Source organism: Kitasatospora sp. NPDC001540, from assembly GCF_042894345.1.
Classification (GTDB): domain Bacteria; phylum Actinomycetota; class Actinomycetes; order Streptomycetales; family Streptomycetaceae; genus Kitasatospora; species Kitasatospora phosalacinea_C.
This window is the reverse complement of record NZ_JBIAVO010000019.1, coordinates 58,303-73,284: the sequence shown is the minus strand read 5'-3', so window position 1 is coordinate 73,284 and position 14,982 is coordinate 58,303. Positions and strand designations below refer to the sequence as shown.

At 75.6% G+C, this 14,982-nt stretch carries 17 protein-coding genes; 6 read left to right on the top strand and 11 right to left on the bottom strand.

Annotated features, from left to right (window positions below):
- Positions 1–11 precede the first annotated feature (11 nt).
- From ACFY00_RS22340 to ACFY00_RS22330, 3 genes are all read right to left on the bottom strand, one after another.
- The gene (locus tag ACFY00_RS22340) at positions 12–92 is read right to left on the bottom strand and encodes a putative leader peptide (protein WP_342449664.1); all 81 of its coding nucleotides are present in this window, start codon (positions 90–92) and stop codon (positions 12–14) included.
- 4 nt (positions 93–96) lie between these two features.
- Positions 97–591, bottom strand: coding sequence for a hypothetical protein (locus ACFY00_RS22335; protein ID WP_388033207.1), 495 nt, complete (start codon positions 589–591; stop codon positions 97–99).
- An 840-nt stretch (positions 592–1,431) separates the two neighbouring features.
- Complete coding sequence (locus ACFY00_RS22330; RefSeq protein ID WP_388033206.1) at positions 1,432–1,701, bottom strand: DUF397 domain-containing protein; 270 nt, start codon at positions 1,699–1,701, stop codon at positions 1,432–1,434.
- 221 nt (positions 1,702–1,922) lie between these two features.
- On the opposite strand from ACFY00_RS22330, the gene ACFY00_RS22325 reads away from it, so the two are divergent.
- Together ACFY00_RS22325 and ACFY00_RS22320 are read left to right on the top strand one after the other, a co-directional pair.
- Complete coding sequence (locus tag ACFY00_RS22325; RefSeq protein ID WP_388033205.1) at positions 1,923–2,465, top strand: PTS-dependent dihydroxyacetone kinase phosphotransferase subunit DhaM; 543 nt, start codon at positions 1,923–1,925, stop codon at positions 2,463–2,465.
- A gap of 193 nt (positions 2,466–2,658) precedes the next feature.
- A complete protein-coding gene (locus ACFY00_RS22320) occupies positions 2,659–3,588 on the top strand; it encodes an NAD-dependent epimerase/dehydratase family protein (protein ID WP_388033204.1) in 930 nt (309 codons plus the stop codon).
- 44 nt (positions 3,589–3,632) lie between these two features.
- Here ACFY00_RS22320 and ACFY00_RS22315 read toward each other — a convergent pair whose 3' ends face one another.
- The 6 genes from ACFY00_RS22315 to ACFY00_RS22290 form a co-directional block, all read right to left on the bottom strand.
- Positions 3,633–4,112: an NUDIX domain-containing protein gene (locus tag ACFY00_RS22315; protein WP_388033203.1), complete on the bottom strand. Its 480-nt coding sequence runs from the start codon at positions 4,110–4,112 to the stop codon at positions 3,633–3,635.
- Between the two features lie 70 nt (positions 4,113–4,182).
- A complete protein-coding gene (locus tag ACFY00_RS22310; RefSeq protein ID WP_388033202.1) occupies positions 4,183–4,782 on the bottom strand; it encodes a NeuD/PglB/VioB family sugar acetyltransferase in 600 nt (199 codons plus the stop codon).
- Positions 4,783–4,908: 126 nt separating this feature from the next.
- Positions 4,909–5,577, bottom strand: coding sequence for a sugar transferase (locus ACFY00_RS22305; RefSeq protein ID WP_388033201.1), 669 nt, complete (start codon positions 5,575–5,577; stop codon positions 4,909–4,911).
- A 123-nt stretch (positions 5,578–5,700) separates the two neighbouring features.
- The gene (locus tag ACFY00_RS22300; protein ID WP_388033200.1) at positions 5,701–6,894 is read right to left on the bottom strand and encodes a glycosyltransferase; all 1,194 of its coding nucleotides are present in this window, start codon (positions 6,892–6,894) and stop codon (positions 5,701–5,703) included.
- A complete protein-coding gene (locus tag ACFY00_RS22295; protein ID WP_388033199.1) occupies positions 6,887–7,714 on the bottom strand; it encodes a polysaccharide deacetylase family protein in 828 nt (275 codons plus the stop codon). The genes ACFY00_RS22300 and ACFY00_RS22295 overlap by 8 nt, the downstream gene beginning before the upstream one ends.
- 239 nt (positions 7,715–7,953) lie before the next feature.
- On the bottom strand, positions 7,954–8,214 hold the full coding sequence (locus ACFY00_RS22290) for a hypothetical protein (protein ID WP_388033198.1): 261 nt from the start codon (positions 8,212–8,214) through the stop codon (positions 7,954–7,956).
- A gap of 343 nt (positions 8,215–8,557) precedes the next feature.
- On the opposite strand from ACFY00_RS22290, the gene ACFY00_RS22285 reads away from it, so the two are divergent.
- A complete protein-coding gene (locus ACFY00_RS22285; RefSeq protein ID WP_388033197.1) occupies positions 8,558–9,559 on the top strand; it encodes a polysaccharide deacetylase family protein in 1,002 nt (333 codons plus the stop codon).
- An 8-nt stretch (positions 9,560–9,567) separates the two neighbouring features.
- Here the strand turns inward: ACFY00_RS22285 and ACFY00_RS22280 are convergent, their stop codons facing one another.
- A complete protein-coding gene (locus ACFY00_RS22280) occupies positions 9,568–10,788 on the bottom strand; it encodes a nitrate/nitrite transporter (RefSeq protein ID WP_388033196.1) in 1,221 nt (406 codons plus the stop codon).
- A gap of 138 nt (positions 10,789–10,926) precedes the next feature.
- On the opposite strand from ACFY00_RS22280, the gene ACFY00_RS22275 reads away from it, so the two are divergent.
- From ACFY00_RS22275 to ACFY00_RS22265, 3 genes are all read left to right on the top strand, one after another.
- Positions 10,927–11,688 carry a glutamate racemase gene (locus tag ACFY00_RS22275; protein WP_388033195.1) on the top strand — a complete coding sequence of 254 codons (762 nt, stop codon included), beginning with the start codon at positions 10,927–10,929 and terminating at the stop codon, positions 11,686–11,688.
- Positions 11,689–11,925: 237 nt separating this feature from the next.
- On the top strand, positions 11,926–13,089 hold the full coding sequence (locus ACFY00_RS22270; protein WP_388033194.1) for a glycosyltransferase: 1,164 nt from the start codon (positions 11,926–11,928) through the stop codon (positions 13,087–13,089).
- A 29-nt stretch (positions 13,090–13,118) separates the two neighbouring features.
- The gene (locus ACFY00_RS22265; protein ID WP_388033193.1) at positions 13,119–13,859 is read left to right on the top strand and encodes an SAM-dependent methyltransferase; all 741 of its coding nucleotides are present in this window, start codon (positions 13,119–13,121) and stop codon (positions 13,857–13,859) included.
- On the opposite strand, the gene ACFY00_RS22260 is transcribed toward ACFY00_RS22265, so the two are convergent.
- A complete protein-coding gene (locus ACFY00_RS22260) occupies positions 13,831–14,943 on the bottom strand; it encodes an epoxide hydrolase family protein (protein ID WP_388033192.1) in 1,113 nt (370 codons plus the stop codon). The two genes, ACFY00_RS22265 and ACFY00_RS22260, sit on opposite strands and share 29 nt — an antisense overlap.
- Positions 14,944–14,982 lie beyond the last annotated feature (39 nt).

Sequence of the window (14,982 nt, the reverse complement as noted above, 5' to 3'; positions counted from 1 at the left end):
TTGGGGGGTCGTCAGGGAGCCGGACAGGCCGCGCCGGCGGTGCGCCGGAGGTCCACGTGCAGGCGTCGGGTGAGCAGCAGCGGCCGGGGCATCTCGCTAGCCCTGCTGGAACATCTCCGCCGGAAGCGGCTTGAGGAGCTGGTAGAGATCGTCCGAAATCGGCCGGTCCCAGGAGGCGATGGTGACCTGGACGCCGTCGCTGCGGCCGAACTGGGAGCAGTAGAGCCGCTCCTCGGTGACCTTGACCTTGCGGACGATCAGCAGGTCGTCGCCGAGCATGACCGGGAAGTCCTCGGCCGAGACGAACTCGACCTCCTCCTCGTTCTCCAGCGAGGCGAGCAGTTCGCGGGCTTCCAGCGGCACGCCGTCCTCGCTCTCGCGGACGGGGGACTCCTGCGGGACGTTGCCGATCAGCATGGCCGGCCCGCGGCCGCCGAGCAGGTCGTAGCGCAGGAAAATGCCTTGGCAGGACCCGTCCTGACCGGCCAGGATCATGGCACCGAAGTCGCCGGGCCAGTCGCCCGGATCCATGGCCAGTACGTCGAAGTCCGGGCCCGCGGGCTGTCCGGAGCGTCGGCGGAGAAATGACATGGGCCCATCGTACGTGCCCGGTGGGCGGGGGCCGGTGAGCGGGTCCGCGATCAGGCCGAGATCTACGCTCAGGGACCAATGTTGACTCTGAGCAACCGTCCGGGCTACGTTCGGTTCAGCACGACGGCCGCTCCGGGGCGAGATCCACAGGGGGCGGGTTGTCGCAGCGTGCCTTGCGCGCATTCCCTCACTGCGCACGCGGTCGTGTGAACTCCGAGCACCATTTGCTGATTCAATGGTCCTTAGACTGTTCCTGGAGCCTGCGGGTGATTCCGGTCGGCTCCGGGCGGTCGACGCACCATCGGATCGGTGTCGTCCGCACCACCGAGAACCACATGACACGAACCACATAACACCCAGAGCCAGGTTCGCGGGGGCCCCGTGCCGTCGCGTCCGCGAACCTTGCCCGGATCACCGCCGCGTGGGGGCGTGCGGAATCCGGGTCCGGCCCACCCGGGGAGTCGCTCTTCCCGGGGAGGCCACTCCCGTTGCGACGGCAGCCGCACTCCGTGCGGCCGGGGTCGGGAAGCCCGTCATCGGCGCCGTTGACGGGCAGCAGAAGCGGGCGCCGTGCCTATACCGCGTGGGGGCGGTAGGCACGGCGTCTGCCTGCTCTTACTGTGCTGGCAGGCTTGTCGAACAGTCAACAAGATTCGGTCCATCAGAACTCTTTTGTAACCTCGGCGTATGCCCACTCGTCACCTGCGCGCGGGCCCGACCAGGGCCCGCCGTGCCGCGCGGGCGCCGGTCCGGCCCGTTGCGGGGCGGTGAACGCGGGGCGAACCGGACCGGCTCGGCCCGGCCGCGGACCGGCCGGTTCCGCCGCCGTCCGCGCGGGCCCTACCGCCCCTGGCCGTCCTGGCTCCCCTGGCTCTCCAGGTCGAACTCGCCGTCCCGGGCGCCCAAGACGAAGGCCCGCCACTCGGCCGGGGTGAAGATCAGCGCCGGGCCGTCGGGCTCCGCGCCGTTGCGCATCGCGATGTACCCGTCGACGAAGGCGATCTGCACGCCCTCCTCCTCGCCGGGCGCGTACTGCCACTGTGCCCCGCTCACGTCCAGCTCGATCTTGCGCCGCTCGTCCGCCGCCCGGGCCGCCTCTGCCGGCGTCATCCGCACACCCTCCCGCTGGGAACCGTTCCTCTGGTCGAGCCACCACCCTAGCCACCCGCCCCCGCCCGTTCCGGCGGATCGCCCCGGCACGCCCGCCCGACGGCACGACTGGGCCGATCCGGCCCTCCGGCGGCGACACCTGTGCTAATGGCACCGCTCCGGGGCCCGGCCGGGGCGAGGATGGGGTGACGAGCAGTCAGCCACGCACCCGGGAGCAGCCGATGGACCAACGGGACGGCAGCCGCGCCGACGTCATCCCGATCACCACCGCGCCCTCGGCCCCGCCGGTGGGGGCCGCGCGGGGGACGGTGACCGCGCCGGTGCCGTCCGTGCCGCGGCCCTCGCGGCCGGCCGGGCACGGGCGGGTGGGGCTGGTGCTGGTGTCGCACAGCCAGGAACTGGCGGACGCGGTGCGGGCGCTGGCGCTGGCGGTGGTGGAGGCGGACGATCCGGCTCCGGTCGCGACGGCGGGCGGCTCGCTCGCGGACGGGCCGGGCACCAGCGCGGTGCTGGTGGCCGCCGCGGCCCGCCGGGTCGACCAGGGCCACGGCGTCGCGGTGCTGTGCGACCTGGACGGGCCGGTGCGCACGGTGCTGACCGTGCTGGCCGCCGCGGACGAGCACGGCCTGCCCTTCCCGACCCGCTTCGCCGACGCCCCGTTCGTGGAGGGCGCGGTGGCCGCGGTGGCGACCGCGACCGCGGGCGGCGACCTGGCGGCGGTGCTGGACGCGGCGGAGGAGACCGCGCGCCGGCCGAAGCACTGACCGGCGGCTCCCCGTCCCTCCCCCGTCCCTCCTCCGTCCCTCCTCCGCCCGTCGGACGAGAGGGGTCCGATGGGTCGGTTTGGCCACGACTGTGCGGGTTTCGCGTACGCCGGGCCCCGGTCCGCCGCTAGAGTCGGCCGCACCGGCCCGGTGGGGGGAGTCCCCGGGCCCGAGCGAGGGGCGGTGCGCGGCGATGCGCGTGGTGGTCACCGGCGGTGCGGGGTTCATCGGGGCCAATCTGGCCAGGGAGTTGACGTCCCGCCCGGAGGTGTCGGAGGTCCGGGTGGTGGACGACCTGTCCACCGGCAGCAAGGCCAACCTGACGGGGGTGGACGTCACCTTCTTCGAGGGCAGCATCCTCGACCCGGCCCTGCTGGACGCCGCGTTCACCGGCGCCGACGCGGTGGTGCACCTGGCGGCGCTGCCGTCCGTGCCGCGCTCGATCGCCGCCCCGCTGGCCAGCCACCGGGTCAATGCCACCGGCACCCTGGAGGTCCTGGAGGCGGCCCGCCGCGCGGGCGACCTGTACGTCGCGGCCGCGTCCTCCTCCTCGGTGTACGGCGCCAACCGGGAGCTGCCCAAGCGCGAGACGATGCGCACGGTGCCGATGAGCCCGTACGCGGTCTCCAAGCTGGCCACCGAGGCCTACCTCGGCGCGTACCACCACTGCTACGGCCTGGGCGTGCTGCCGCTGCGCTTCTTCAACGTCTTCGGCCCGCTGCAGGCCGCCGGGCACGCGTACGCGGCCGTGGTCCCCGCGTTCCTGGACGCGGCGCTGGCCGGGCGGCCGGTGACGGTGCACGGGGACGGGCGGCAGAGCCGCGACTTCACCTACGTCGGCACGGTCACCCAGGTGCTCGCCGAGGCGGTGCTGCGCCGGGTCGTCTCCGCGGACCCGGTGAACCTCGCCTTCGGGACGCGCACCTCGCTGCTGGAGCTGATCGACCTGCTGGGCGAGGTGCTGGGCGGGCCGGTCGCCGCCGAGCACGTCGACCCGCGGCCGGGGGACGTGCGGGACTCGCAGGCCGACAACGCGAGGCTGCGCGAGCTGTTCCCCGAGGTCGTGCCCGTCCCGCTGGAGCAGGGCCTGCGGCGCACCGCGGACTGGTTCCGGACGCTCTGAGCCCCGTGGGCGGGGGGCGCGCGCCGGGCGCGCGCCCCGTCCTGCTAACGCTCCGTCAACTCGAAGTGCGCCTCGTCCTTCTCGGCCAGTGCGCGGGCGATGTGCTCCCGGGCGCGGTCGCCCAGCTCGGGCAGCGCGTCCGGGTGGAACCAGCCGACCTCCAGCGACTCGTCGTCGTTGACCCGGGCCTCGCCGGACAGCGGGCGGCAGCGGAAGACCAGGTCGAGGTACTGGCTGCGGTCCCCGTTCGGGTACTCGATGACCGGGGTGACGCCCACCGCGACCAACCGTTCGGGCAGCACCGTCACGCCGGTCTCCTCCAGGCACTCGCGCACCACGGCGTCCGCGGGCTGCTCACCGGGGTCGATGATCCCGCCGATCAACGCCCACCGCCCGGTGTCCGCCCGCCGCCCGAGCAGCACCCGTCCCTCCTCGTCCACCACCACCGCCGACACTCCGGACAACCACAGCAGCCGGTGACCGACCACCTCGCGCAGCTCCGTCAGAAACGCAGGAATTCCCATGCCCCGGAGCCTATGCGCTGCACCCTGCCGGACGGCGGGAACGCCGGGAGCGGCGGGTAGCCTCCGGGGTTCAGCGGGGCACGGGGCGGGCGGGGGTGCCGATGACGGTGGTGGCGGGGGGGACGTCGTGGGTGACGGTGGCGGCGGCGCCGACGAAGGCGGCGCGGCCGACGGTGCGGCCCTGGAGGACGACGGCGCCGGAGCCGACGGTGCTGTCGTCGTCGAGGTGGACGGCGCCGGAGACGTTCGCGCCCGGGTAGACGGTGACGCGGGCGCCGAGCCGGGTGTCGTGGCCGACGGTGGCGTTGTAGTGGACCTGGCTGTGCGGGCCGAGCCGGACGCTGCTGGAGACGTGCGCGCCGCCCATCACCAGGCAGCCGGGGGCGAGTTCGGTCTCGGGGGCGATGATCGCCCGGGGGTGGACCAGGGTGACGGGGTGCCCGCCCGCCGCGTCCAGCAGTGCGGCCAGCCGGGCCCGTACCGCCGGGTCCGCGATGCCGATCAGGTACGGCGCTCCGGGCGGGAGTTCGGTGGGCTTGCGGACGGGCAGGCCGCGCACCTCTCCCCCGGCCAGCCGGTCGTCCAGGAAGCCGGACACCGGCACGCCCGCGGCGAGCGCCACGTCCAGCGCCTCCCGGCCGACCCCGCCCGCGCCCGCGATCCACACCATGCGCCGTTCTCCGTCCTTCGTCCTTCGTGGGTGTCCTGGTGGCCCGTCACCGGCAAGGTACCGGGCCGGGCGGCCGCGGTCGCCCGCTGCCGCCCGGCCCGGTGGTGGCGAGTCCTCGCGTCCGGGTCAGCCGCGCAGTTCCTCCCGGGCGAGCCGGGGGGCGGTGGCGGTGGCCTGGCGGGGCAGCACGATCCTGGCGGTCGCCGGGGCGGGCTCCTCGGCCGGGGCCGGGAAGCCGGGGTTGACGCCGCCGGCGGCGGTGATGCCGGTGGGGCGGAGCAGCATCTTCGCGGTGAGGGCGAGGATGCGCAGGTCGAGGGCGAGGCTCCGGTGCTCGATGTACCAGAGGTCGAGTTCGATGCGTTCGGGCCAGGTGATGGAGTTGCGGCCGCGGACCTGGGCCCAGCCGGTGAGGCCGGGGCGCAGGGCGAGGCGGCCGCGCTGGCGGTCGGAGTAGTGGGCGACCTGTTCGGGCAGGGTGGGACGCGGGCCGATGACGCCCATGTCGCCCCGGACGACGTTCCACAGCTGCGGGAGTTCGTCCAGGCTGGTCTTGCGCAGCAGCGCGCCGAGGCGGGTGATGCGCGGGGCGTCGGGCTCGTCCTCGTAGTGCTTGTCGCGCATGGTGCGGAACTTGAGGATGCGGAACTCCTGGCCGTGCCGGCCGGAGCGGGTCTGTCGGAAGATCACCGGTCCGCCCATGGTGGCACGGATCAGGAGGGCGATCAGCAGGCCGAGCGGGACGGCGATGATCCCGGCCAGCACGGTGACCGCGAGGTCCCCCCCTCGCTTCATTTCTCCCCCAACTGGGTTGGTGCGTTGTGGTGTCGTGGGCGTGCCGGGGCTGCTCGGCGCGCGGTGGTGCGGTGGTGGTGCGCGGTGCTGCGGTGCTGCGGTGCGTTCGCAGGGGTCGTGGGGTCAGTCGGTGGTCCAGCGCAGCCCGCGGCGGCGGGCGACGGCGGCGTAGGTCTCCAGCGAGACCCGGGCGACCGCGCGCTGGTCGAACTGGTCGAGGGCGCGGCGGCGGGCCGCCGCGCCCAGGCGTATCCGTAGTTCGGGGTCGGTGAGGAGCCGGTCGAGTGCGGTGGTCAGGGCGGCGGCGTCGGCCGCCGGGGCCAGGAGCAGGTGCTGGTCGTGGGTGCCGATCTCGCGGCAGCCGCGGATGTCGCTGAGCAGCAGGGGCAGGCCGCTGGCGGCGGCCTCCATGCCGGAGCGGGAGAAGCCCTCCCGGTAGGAGGGGAGGACGAAGACGTCGAGGGCGGCGTACACGGCGGGCATGTCGTCGCGGGGGCCGAGGAATTCGAGTCCGGCCTCGGCGGCGCGCAGGGCGTCGGGCTTGTCGGGGTCGTCGGGGCCGATCCACACGAAGCGGGCCTTGCCGGCCAGCGCGCGGGCGGCTTCGGCGTACTCGCGGATGCCCTTCTCGGCGACCCGGCGACCGACGCCGCCGACCAGCAACTCGTCGTCGGCGAGGCCGAGTTCGGTGCGCAGTCGGGCGCGCAGGGCGTCCCGGGCGGGGCCGGGGGCGGGGAAGCGGTCGAGGTCGACGCCGTTGCCGACGACGCGCGAACGCCCGGCGGGGACGCCCCACTTGGCGAGCGTGGCGTGGTCCTCGGCGTTCTGGTAGAGCTCGGCGTGCGAGAAGCGGGCGGCGAGCGCCTCGGCGCCGAGCACGGCGAGCCGTTTGGCGAGCGGGTCGTGGGCCTGCGCCCACAGGCCGTGGCAGGTGTTGACGACCACGGGGACGCGGGCGAGCCGGCCCAGGATCCGTCCCAGGACGCCGGTCTTCGGGTTGTGGGTGTGCAGCACGTCGGGCCGGATCTCGCGCAGCGCGGCGAGCAGTTCGCGGGCGGCGGCGAGGTCGGCGCGCGGCTGCCAGGCGCGGGTGAGCGAGGGCAGCGGCCGGTGCCGGACGCCGAGTTGCCCGATCCGCTCCAGGTAGGGGCCGGGGGCGCTGATGCCGTAGGTGCGCAGCCCGTGCTCGACGTCGACGGTCAGTTCGGTGGCGAGCAGCAGGTGCAGCGACATGTCGACGGTGGTGAGGTGGGCGACCCGCAGCGGGCGGCCGCCCTCGCCGCGCAGGCGCAGGGGCAGGGCGGGCTGTTCAGGCACCGGCGCCCACCGCCTTCGCGGTGGCGACGATCCGGGCGTAGGCGCGCTCCGGGAGGAGGCGGCCGTACAGCTTGGCCCGGAAGAAGTCGATCGGGTCGGTGCGCCGGACGGGGATCCGGTGGAAGCGGACCGGGTCGTAGCCGGGCAGGTTCCGGCCGACCTGGCCGGTGGCGGAGGTGCGGAAGCGGGCACGCAGCGCGGCGTCCATGTGCGGGACGGGGCGGCCCCAGGTGTAGGCGAAGTGCCGGGGACGGGTGCCGAGGTGCTCCTCGACGTCGTCGCCGCAGGCGTCGAGCTCGGCGGTGGTGAGGAGTTCGGGGCGGGCGTGGCTGCGGGTGTGGTTGGCGACGGTGCACAGCCCGGAGGCGGTCATCTCGCGCAGTTGCTCCCAGCTGAGGCCGGTGGCGGGGGCGCCCTTGGCGGTGGAGCCCTCCCAGCGCATCGGGCCGCCGACCAGGCCGCTGGCCAGGTAGACCGTGAACGGCAGGCCGCGTTCCTTGAGCAGCGGCCAGGCGGTCTCGTAGGTGTCGGCGAAGCCGTCGTCGAAGGTGAGGACGGTGCTCGGGGTGCGCAGGCCCGCTTCGAGGCGGTCGGCGGCGGTGTCCAGGGGGACCACCCGGCCGGGCGGGAGCTCGGCGAGCAGGTCGACCTGGGCGGTGAAGTCGGCGGTGGCGAGGTCGAGCTCGTCGGCGGTGCCGCCGCCGACCCGGTGGTAGATGAGGACGGTGGCGCCCTCACCGGGCACCCGTCCCGCCGCGCGGGCCAGCTGCTGCTTGACCTTCGACCGGATGCCCCCGGCCTGGGCGGCGTTGCTCGCCATGGATCCCCCTCGCGGTGCCCCCGCACCGGACCTGTGACTCCCCCGGCCCGCGGCTGCCGCGGGCGATGCGCATCACAGTAGGGGGAAGTGTGGGGCTGCTGCCCCCGAAACGTGAAAGAAGTGCGTAGGTAGGCCGAAAATCAGCCGGTCCGACCGGTCCTGTCCCATTGGTGGACGTTTCCGGTCAGCGGAGGGTCAGCGGGGCGGCGTCCGGACGACGGCCGGGGCCGCCCGCCGCGTCAGGGGGTGGCGCCGCCGCCCGGGCGGAGCAGGCCGAGGCCGATCCGGACCAGCAGCAGCACCCCGGCGGCCAGGCAGCCCGCCACCGCCATCACCCAGGCCGGGCCGTCGGTCTCCGGGACCAGCACCGCCACCGCGATGCCCGCCCCGACGCAGAGCAGGCCGACCAGGGCCAGCAGCAACTGGTGGCGGCGCAGCGCGCAGCCGCCGAACAGGGCGGACCAGCGGGTAGCGGCGCGGTCACTTCGGGTGTCTGCCATGCCTTCCACGGTAACCCGGCGCCGGGGAGCGGGCCACAGTCCTCCGTCCCCCGCGCACCCGCCCGGCCGCCTCGCGGCAGGCCCCCGCGCAAGGCTTTCCGGGCCCCTCCCGGACCGTCCCCGGACCGCCCGCGAAATCTCGCCGTCCGGCGTACAACCATCCCGGGACGTCGTGGGTCTCCACTACATTGAGCGATCCAGGAGCCGTCCGACGAGCGGAATCGGGAGTGTCCGCCGCGGGCTAGATCACTCGGGTGCGGAGCCGCCGCACCCGGGGTCGGAGGCCGGGCTCCGCCTGCCGACGGTACCGCCACGCCGCTTGCCGGCGACCGAGGGGGGAACCGTGTCGTACGCCACCACTGCCGCTGCCGTCTGCGCCCCGCCCCAGCCCGTCGTCCCGTCGTCCACCGCAGCCGCCCCGCACCGCGCCCGGGAGCGGGACCGGGGCAGCTGGCTGCGCTTCAGCCCGGCCCAGCCGCTGTTCCGGGCGCGCGCCGCGCAGCGCCTGGCCGTGCTGGCGTACCACGGGATCACCGACCCGGCCTCGTTCGGCGCCCAGCTGGACCGGCTGCGACGACTGGCCACCCCGGTGTCGGTGCAGGACGTGGAGCGGGCGCTGGCCCAGGGGCGGCCGCTGCCGCCGCGCTCGGTGCTGGTGACCTTCGACGACCCGGACCGCACCGTGCTGCGGCACGCCCTGCCGGAGCTGGTGGCCCGGCGGATCCCGGCGGCCGCGTTCGTGATCGCCGAGCTGGTCGGCACCGAGAAGCCGTTCTGGTGGCACGAGGCCGCGTTCCTGGCCCGGCACGGCGGCCGGGCCAGGATGCTGCCCGGCGGCGCCGACCCCGGCCGGGTGCTGGCCCTGCTCAAGGCGATGCCCGACCCGGACCGCCGCCGCAGCCTGGCCGAGCTGCGGGTCTCCGCGCACCGCCGCCCCCCGGCCCAGGAGCAGCTGCGCCCCGAGGACCTGTGCGTCCTGCGGGAGGCGGACGTCGCGGTCGGCAACCACACCCTGGGGCACCCCTCGCTGCGGCGCTGCGACGAGGCGACCGTGCACGCGGAGATCACCGGCGCGCACCGGGCGCTGACCCGCTGGCTGGGCGAGGCCCCGTCCGCGTTCGCCTACCCGGACGGCGGCTTCGACGAGCGGGCGGACGCGGTGCTGCGCCGCCTCGGCTACCGGCTCGGCTTCCTCTCCGACCACCGGCTGGGCCCGCGGCTGCCCGCCCACCCGCTGCGGATCAGCCGCCTGCAGGTCGACTCGACCACCTCGACGCGGCGCTTCGACACCATCCTGTCCGGCCTGGAGCCGGCGGTGCAGCGGCTGCTGGGGGCGCAGGCGTAGCGCCGCGGTCAGTCGGAGGCGGGGCGGATGCCGCGCATCCGGCCGATCGCGTAGACGGCGCCGGCCAGGGCCAGGTCGGAGAGCAGCATGAACCCGATCGAGTAGCTGTCCTTGGCGCTGTAGATCGCGCCCATCACCAGCGGCGGGACGAAGCCGCCCAGGCCGCCGATCGCGCCGACGATGCCGGTCACCGAGCCGACCTGGGTGACCGGCGTGACCTGGGCGACCAGGGCGAACACCGAGCCGCTGGTGGTGCCGAGACCGGCCGCCATCACCAGGAAGGCGATCGTGCCGATCGGGCTGAGGTCCGGGTCGAAGGCCTGGACGACCGCGAACAGCGCGGTGACCGCCAGCGCCCAGCAGGTCACCACGGCCGGGTGGACCCGGTCCGACAGCCAGCCGCCGAACGGCCGGAAGACGACCGTGACCAGCGCGAACCCGGCGGCCTTGGTGCCCGCGTCGGTCGCCGACAGGTCGTACCAGGTCTTCAGGTACGTCGGCAGGTAGACGCCGAACGCGACGATGCCGCCGAACCCGATCGCGTACAGCGCCGACAGCTCCCACGTCACGCGCAGCCGCCCGGCCCGGCCGAGCCGGGAGGCCAGCGAGGCGGTCGGGACCACCCGGTCGGGGCGGTCGCGCAGCAGCAGGAAGGAGACCGCGGTGTACGCGGCCAGGGCGATCGCCATCACCCAGAACGGCAGGTCGTGGCCGTGCTTCCACAGCCGCGGCGTGAAGTAGCCGGACAGCGCGACGCCGCCCATGCCCATGCCGAACACGCCGACGCCCAGGCCGCGCTTGCGCGGCGGGAACCAGGAGTTCACCAGCGGCACGCCGATCGCGAAGGTGGTGCCGCCCAGCCCGAGGAGGAACCCGACCGCCAGCAGCGCCCCGTACGAGTTGCGGGCCGGGATCAGCAGCAGCACCGGGACGATGGTCAGCGCCGACATCAGCGGGAACATCAGCCGCGCCCCGAAGCGGTCGGTCAGCGCGCCGACCGGGACGCGGCCCAGCGAGCCGACGATCACCGGCACCGCGACCAGGAAGGACTGGGCGAAGGACGACATGTGCAGGGTCTTGTCGAACTCGCCCGCCAGCGGGGCGATCAGGTTCCACGCCCAGAAGGTGAGCGTGAACCCGACGGTGGCGACCACCAGGTTGGTGTAGGCCGTTCCCGACACCTTGTCGTCGGTCGGCACCCGCTCGTTCGATGCTGTCAGCTGTCCCATGGGACCCCACCCTGGGCGGGCGCGCCGCCGGGGGGCGGGAACCCGTCCGCACGGTGGTCGTACCGTCAGTCGGACGGAGCAGGCCGGGGGCCCCCGGCCCACGGCCCGTCCGGAGGGCACGGGGTAGAGTCGGTGCTCGTGAAGATCGCCCTCGTGGACTCCGGAATCGGACTGCTCGCCGCCGCCGCCGCGATCCGTCGGGCCCGGCCCGACGCGGACCTGGTGGTCTCCTGCGACCCCGACGGCATGCCCTGGGGGCCGCGGACGCCGGAGGACATCACCGCGCACGCCCTCGCCTGCGCCCGGGCCGCGGTGGAGCACGGGCCGGAGGCGCTGGTGGTGGCCTGCAACACGGCCACGGTGCACGCGCTGGCCCGGCTGCGGGCCGAGTTCGAGCCCGGGCTGCCGGTGATCGGGACGGTGCCCGCGATCAAGCCGGCCGCGGCGGCCGGCGGGGTGGTGGCGATCTGGGCGACCTCGCGGACCACCGGCAGCGCGTACCAGCGCGGGCTGATCGCCGAGTTCGGCGGGGCCGCGGAGGTCCACGAGGTGGCCTGCCCGGGGATGGCCGAGGCCGTGGAACGGGCCGACGAGGCCGCGATCGCCGCCGCCGTCGCCTCGGCCGCCGCCCGCACCCCCGCCGGGACCACCGACGTGGTGCTGGGCTGCACCCACTACGAGCTGATCGACGACCGGATCGCCGCCGCCCTCGCCGGCCCGGTCCGGCTGCACGCCTCGGCCGACGCGATCGCCGCCCAGACCCTGCGCCGCCTCGACCCCGGCACGCCCCCCGGCGGCGGCACCCTGACCGTGCTGCACTCGGGCCGCCCCGCGGCCCTGCAGGCCGAGGCGCTCGCCTACCCGCAGGGCGCCCTGCTGACGGCCGCCGCCCGGGTCTGACCCCGGCGGCGGGCCCCGGCGGCCCGCACTGCGCGCCGTGGTCCTCCCCCGCCCGAGACCCGGGCCGGACGGGACGCCTCCGCGGCCCGCTTCGGCGCCGAACTGGCCCGGCTCGCCGCCGAGGCGGGCGTCCCGCTGCCCCCGGCCGCGCTGCCGCCGGAGCCCGCCCGAGCCCTGACCCGCCGCGGGCCGTCGTGCCTCGGGGTGGGGGCGGGGCGGATCGGGCAGACTGCCCGGGTGACGGTCCTGTGGTGGGTCTCGGTGGTGGCGTTGCTGGTGTGGGCGTGGCTGGCGCTGGGCCACGGCGGGTTCTGGCGCACCGACCAGCGGTTGCCGCGCGGGGGCGGCGAGCCCGGGAAGTGGCCCTCCGTGGTGGTGCTGGTGCCGGCCCGGGACGAGGCGGGGGTGCTGCCGGTGTCGCTGCCGAGCCTGCTCGCCCAGGAGTACCCGGGGCGGGCCCGGGTGGTGCTGGTGGACGACCACAGCACCGACGGCACCGGCGAGCTCGCCCGGGAGCTGGCGCGGCGCGTCGGCGGGCTGGAGCTGGCGGTCACCACTCCCCCGCCGCTGCCCGCGGGGTGGACCGGCAAGCTGTGGGCGCTGCGGCACGGGGTCGGGCAGGCGGCGGACGCCGAGTGGCTGCTGCTGACGGACGCCGACATCGCGCACCGGCCGGGCTCGCTGCGGGCGCTGGTCGCGGCGGGTGAGGGGGCCGGGCTGGACCTGGTCTCGCAGATGGCCCGGCTGCGGGTCGCCACCCGCTGGGAGAGGCTGATCGTCCCCGCGTTCGTGTACTTCTTCGCCCAGTTGTACCCCTTCCGCCGCTCCAACCGCCCCCGCTCCCGGACGGCCGCCGCGGCCGGCGGCTGCTCGCTGGTGCGGCGCTCCGCGCTGGAGCGGGCGGGCGGGGTCGCGGCGATCCGCGGCGCGGTCATCGACGACGTGTCGCTGGCCCGGGCGGTCAAGCGCACCGGCGGCCGGACCTGGCTCGGCCTCGCGGACCTGGTCGACTCCGTCCGCCCCTACCCCGGCCTCGGCCCGCTGTGGCGGATGGTCTCGCGCAGCGCGTACGCCCAACTCCGTTACTCGCCGCTGCTGTTGGCCGGGACGGTGGCGGGTCTGGCGCTGGTCTACCTGGCGCCGCCGGTGGCCGCGCTGGTCGGGGCCGCGGCCGGGGCGTGGTGGACCGCCGGGGCGGGGCTGGCGGCGTGGGCGGTGATGGCCGGGACGTACGCCCCGATGCTGCGCTACTACGGGCAGCCCGTGGCGGCGGCCCCGCTGCTGCCGTTCACCGCGCTGCTCTACCTGCTGATGACCGTGGACTCCGCCGTCCAGCACTGGCGCGGGCGCGGCGCCGCCTGGAAGGGCCGCACCTACCCGCGGCCGCAGCGCGCCGAATAGGCCCGGGCCGGGGCGGGCAGGACCCGGTGATGGAACGACACGAGATCTCGCGGATCGCGCACCGCGACCACCCGATCGCCGCCCCGCTCTCCGACGATTCGGTGCGGGACCTGCTGGAACGCCTGCTGCGCGGCCGGTCGGACGGGCGGCTGCTCGACCTGGGCTGCGGCGAAGCCCCTTGGCTGGTACGGGCGTTGGCGGCGCACCCGGCGCTGCGGGCGGTCGGCGTGGACACCGACCCGGGTGCGCTGCGCACCGCCCTGGAGACCGCCCGGCGGCTCGGCGTCGAGCGGCGGCTCGGCCTGCACCACCGCGACGCACGGGAGTTCACCGCGTCCGAGCCCTTCGACGCGGTGCTGTGCGTGGGGGCGGCGTACGCCTTCGGCGGGCTCGGCCCGGCGCTCGACGCGATCGGCCCGCTGCTGGCGCCGGGCGGTGCGGTGCTGCTCGGCGAGTCCTACTGGGAGGGCGAACCGACGGAGCTGGCGAGGGAGTTGTTCGGGGAGGAGGTCCGCGACCTGGCCGGGACGGTCGCCGCGATCCGGGAAGCCGGCTGGCTGCCGGTCGCCGGGCACACCTCGGCCCGGGCCGAACTCGACGCCTACGAGTGGGCCTGGACCGGCTCCCTCACCGACTGGGCCCTGGACCGGCCCCCGGGCCCCGACCGCGAACAGGCCCTGCGGACGGCGGCCGAGCACCGCGAGGAGTGGCTGGGCGGCTACCGGGACGGCTTCGGCTTCGTCACGCTGGTGCTGCGCCGGAGCCCCTGACCGGCCGCGGGCCCCCGCGCTCCGCGAGGGCGACGGCGCGGCGGAGGTCCCGGGCGTAGGCGAGCGGCTGCTCCCAGGCCGCGAAGTGGCCGCCGTCCCGGTGCTCGACGAACTCCTGGACGTTGACGTACCGGGCGGCGAAGCTCCGGGGGGCGGGCTTGGTGTCGTGGGCGAAGGCGCTGAGGACGGTCGGGGTCGGCACGTACGGGACGGGCGGCGCGAACTCGGCGTAGGGCGCGAACGAGGTGCCGATCGTGCCGGTGAACCAGTAGGCGCTGATCCAGGTGAGCAGGTCCTCCTCCGCGAACGGGGTGTGCGACCAGCCGTGCAGCTTCTCGACGATCCAGGAGGCGAGGCCGGCCGGCGAGTCGGCGAGGGCGGGCGCGAGGGTGTGCGGGCGGGTGGACTGCTGCGCGATGTACCCGCCCTCGGTGCGCTGCCAGGCGGCCGCGGCGTCGAGGTACGCGCGTTCCTCCGGGCCCAGGGCCGAGCGGTCGGCGAAGGCCGCGTGCAGCGGCGAGACGTTCGTCAGGTGCAGGGCCGCGACGCGGTCGGGGTGCGCCGCGGCGAGGTGCTCGGCGACGTCCGCGCCGAGGTCGCCGCCGGAGACGACGTACCGCCGGTAGCCGAGCCGGTGGACGGCGGCGGCCACCGCGGCGGCCGTCGCGGCGGCCGTCGTGCCGGGCCGCGGCGGTCCGGCCGAGAACGGGAAGCCGGGGAGGGCGGGGACGAGCACGTTCAGGTCGTCGAGCAGGGGGAGCACCCGTTCGAACCGGAGCACCGAGTCGGGCCAGCCGTGCAGCAGGACCACCGCGGGGGCGTCCGGGGCGGCGCGCCGGTGCACCAGGCGCAGCGGGCCGGTGCCGGGGTCGACGCTCTCCCAGGACAGGGCGAGGATGCGGGCCTCGTGGGTGCGCCAGTCGAAGCGGTCGCGCCAGGCGGTCAGGAGGCGGGCCAGGAAGTCCGGGTCCGTGCCGCGTTCCCACCCCGTGCCCGGGGGCAGCGGCGGGCGCCGGGTCGCGGCGAGGCGGCGGCGCAGGTCGTCCAGGTCGGAATCGGGCACGGGGCCGAACGGCAGAGGCATGTGTACAACCATACACATCATGTGTTCACTCGCACACAT

What these genes read in the sequence shown, in the direction of transcription:
- ACFY00_RS22340 (WP_342449664.1), bottom strand. Translation starts at nt 92, where the DNA reads ATGCCCCGGCCGCTGCTGCTCACCCGACGCCTGCACGTGGACCTCCGG.
- ACFY00_RS22335 (WP_388033207.1), bottom strand. Translation starts at nt 591, where the DNA reads ATGTCATTTCTCCGCCGACGCTCCGGACAGCCCGCGGGCCCGGACTTC.
- ACFY00_RS22330 (WP_388033206.1), bottom strand. Translation starts at nt 1,701, where the DNA reads ATGACGCCGGCAGAGGCGGCCCGGGCGGCGGACGAGCGGCGCAAGATC.
- ACFY00_RS22325 (WP_388033205.1), top strand. Translation starts at nt 1,923, where the DNA reads ATGGACCAACGGGACGGCAGCCGCGCCGACGTCATCCCGATCACCACC.
- ACFY00_RS22320 (WP_388033204.1), top strand. Translation starts at nt 2,659, where the DNA reads ATGCGCGTGGTGGTCACCGGCGGTGCGGGGTTCATCGGGGCCAATCTG.
- ACFY00_RS22315 (WP_388033203.1), bottom strand. Translation starts at nt 4,112, where the DNA reads ATGGGAATTCCTGCGTTTCTGACGGAGCTGCGCGAGGTGGTCGGTCAC.
- ACFY00_RS22310 (WP_388033202.1), bottom strand. Translation starts at nt 4,782, where the DNA reads ATGGTGTGGATCGCGGGCGCGGGCGGGGTCGGCCGGGAGGCGCTGGAC.
- ACFY00_RS22305 (WP_388033201.1), bottom strand. Translation starts at nt 5,577, where the DNA reads ATGAAGCGAGGGGGGGACCTCGCGGTCACCGTGCTGGCCGGGATCATC.
- ACFY00_RS22295 (WP_388033199.1), bottom strand. Translation starts at nt 7,714, where the DNA reads ATGGCGAGCAACGCCGCCCAGGCCGGGGGCATCCGGTCGAAGGTCAAG.
- ACFY00_RS22290 (WP_388033198.1), bottom strand. Translation starts at nt 8,214, where the DNA reads ATGGCAGACACCCGAAGTGACCGCGCCGCTACCCGCTGGTCCGCCCTG.
- ACFY00_RS22280 (WP_388033196.1), bottom strand. Translation starts at nt 10,788, where the DNA reads ATGGGACAGCTGACAGCATCGAACGAGCGGGTGCCGACCGACGACAAG.
- ACFY00_RS22265 (WP_388033193.1), top strand. Translation starts at nt 13,119, where the DNA reads ATGGAACGACACGAGATCTCGCGGATCGCGCACCGCGACCACCCGATC.
- ACFY00_RS22260 (WP_388033192.1), bottom strand. Translation starts at nt 14,943, where the DNA reads ATGCCTCTGCCGTTCGGCCCCGTGCCCGATTCCGACCTGGACGACCTG.